Below are 2,021 nucleotides of genomic sequence, written 5' to 3' on the forward strand. Positions count from 1 at the left end.
GGATAATCTTTTTCAGATTCAATCAATAATTGAACCGCTCTATCTCTGATTTCAGGGGTGTATTTTACTTTTTTCATCGGGACATTCTCTCAAGAAAAGTGGTCTCCGACAAACCCGGTACGGTTCAATCACTTGACCATGCTTGATTTGGTCTAGTCATTGAGAATTGTTGCTCCAGCAGGTTTTCATAGATCGCTCGATTATGGTCACTATTCGTAGTCCTTTTAAAACGCTTGTGTCGCTTACAATACAGGTGGTTCAGCGCTTTTATCTGACGTACAGCGTACATACTCATTTTTATACCCTGAGCTTGTAAGTATTTGGTTAATCGAATATAACCATAGCTCTGCCTTGTCTGCTCATGGGCTATTTTCACCAATATCGTCTGTTGATTTCGTTGAATCGTTCTTTTGCTCACGCCTCTCTTGAGCCAATCATAAAAACATGAAACTGAAACATGAAGTAATCGAGCCATTAAGGTAATTGGAAAAGAATATCTTTTTTGTTTCATATAGGCGTACCTTACTGACTTTCTTTGGCAAAGTACGCTGCTGCCTTTTTTAAAAATTCACGTTCCATTTCAGCTATTTTGAGCTGTTGTTTGAGTTTTTTATTTTCTTCGAGTAGAGCGTTTAGATCAGGTGAATACTGTTTTGTACCTGCTAAAGTTCCAGCCTTTGCTTTGGTATTCCAATTTGAAAGAGTTTGCATTGAAATGCTAAGTTGTCTAGCTGTTTCCGAGACATTGCCTTGATTGGCTTCAATTAATTTGATGGCTTCAGCTTTAAATTCTGTGGTGTAAGTCTTGTGTTTCTTGCTCATGGTAAACTCCTGATGAGTGTGTTTAGTTTACCAAGTTAAAACCTCCTGTTTTTTCAGCACACATCAGAGCTTTGTTGCACAAAGATTTAAAAATTAAGATTTCCCATATCTACTCAAATTTAAGTGACAATTTGGATATGAGGTTGGCCTAATTCCGTAAATTTATTTAACACCGCTACACGTGCATGAATTTCGTTGACTTGACTGTCAAACTTTCTAGCATTCAGTTTATCGCCTAATAATTTGATGCAATACATCTTGGTTTCAACCAAACTTCGGCGATGATAGCCTGACCATTTTTTCCATAGTGTCCTGCCTAAACGTTTAACTGTTCGAAGTAATTCATTTCTCTCCTGAGTATGAGCTTTTGTATCTTTCCAAGGTTTCGCATTTTTTCTTGGCGGAATCACTGCATGCGCTTGCCGATCTGCAATGACCTGACGGCATTGCTTGGTGTCATAAGCTCCATCGGTATAAACAGCGTCAATTTGCTCACCTTGTGGAATCTGATCGAGTAAATCACCAAGTACCTGTGAATCACTGACATTGTTTGTCGTGAGCTGAACTGCCAGTATTTGCAAGGTTTCAGCATCAATACCAATGTGGAGTTTACGCCATTGGCGACGATATTCGGGCTGATGCTTTTTACGTTTCCATTCAGCTTCACCTAAAAACTTCAAACCAGTGGAGTCCACGAGTAGGTGAAGTCCATCGTTACTTTTCTGATAATTAATCGAAACATCAATATGCTTTTGTCTACGGCAAAGCGTACTGTAATCTGGAGCTGTCCAATCTAATCCGCAAAGTTTAATCAGGCTCTGAACAAAACCTGTGACCATACGTAAAGACAGGCGAAATAGAGATTTGATCATTAAACAACATTGAATGGCTGAGTCGGAATAAGTTTGATTACGACCATGTTTGCCTTGTGGTTGTACATACCATTGTGTTTTTGGATCGAACCAAATAGCAATATTCCCACGATTAATGAGAGCTCGGTTATATGCGGGCCAATTGGTTGTGCGATAGATTTTGTGTGTAGGCTTCTTCATTTGGAAATTATATTGCCGAACTCTGTACACGACAAAAATAGATAACTCATTGAAATAATGTCACAATAATTGTTTTCTAACGACGAATACTATGACACATCTCAATGAGTTATATCTTATCTTAAACAAATCTCTAAAATGGAACAA

The 2,021-nt window shown here is 38.4% G+C and carries 1 protein-coding gene and 1 pseudogene; both read right to left on the minus strand.

Translation table 11 applies throughout. The features are described 5' to 3' along the window. Positions 1–127 precede the first annotated feature (127 nt). Positions 128–822 (minus strand): annotated as a pseudogene (locus FTU17_RS17180) (IS3-like element ISAba22 family transposase); the annotation flags it as partial. 119 nt (positions 823–941) lie between these two features. Further along, complete coding sequence (locus tag FTU17_RS17185) at positions 942–1,874, minus strand: IS5 family transposase (protein ID WP_180136126.1); 933 nt, start codon at positions 1,872–1,874, stop codon at positions 942–944. Positions 1,875–2,021: the final 147 nt, after the last annotated feature.

The sequence above is a fragment of the Acinetobacter sp. YH12070 genome (genome assembly GCF_013419625.1).
Lineage (GTDB): Bacteria > Pseudomonadota > Gammaproteobacteria > Pseudomonadales > Moraxellaceae > Acinetobacter > Acinetobacter amyesii.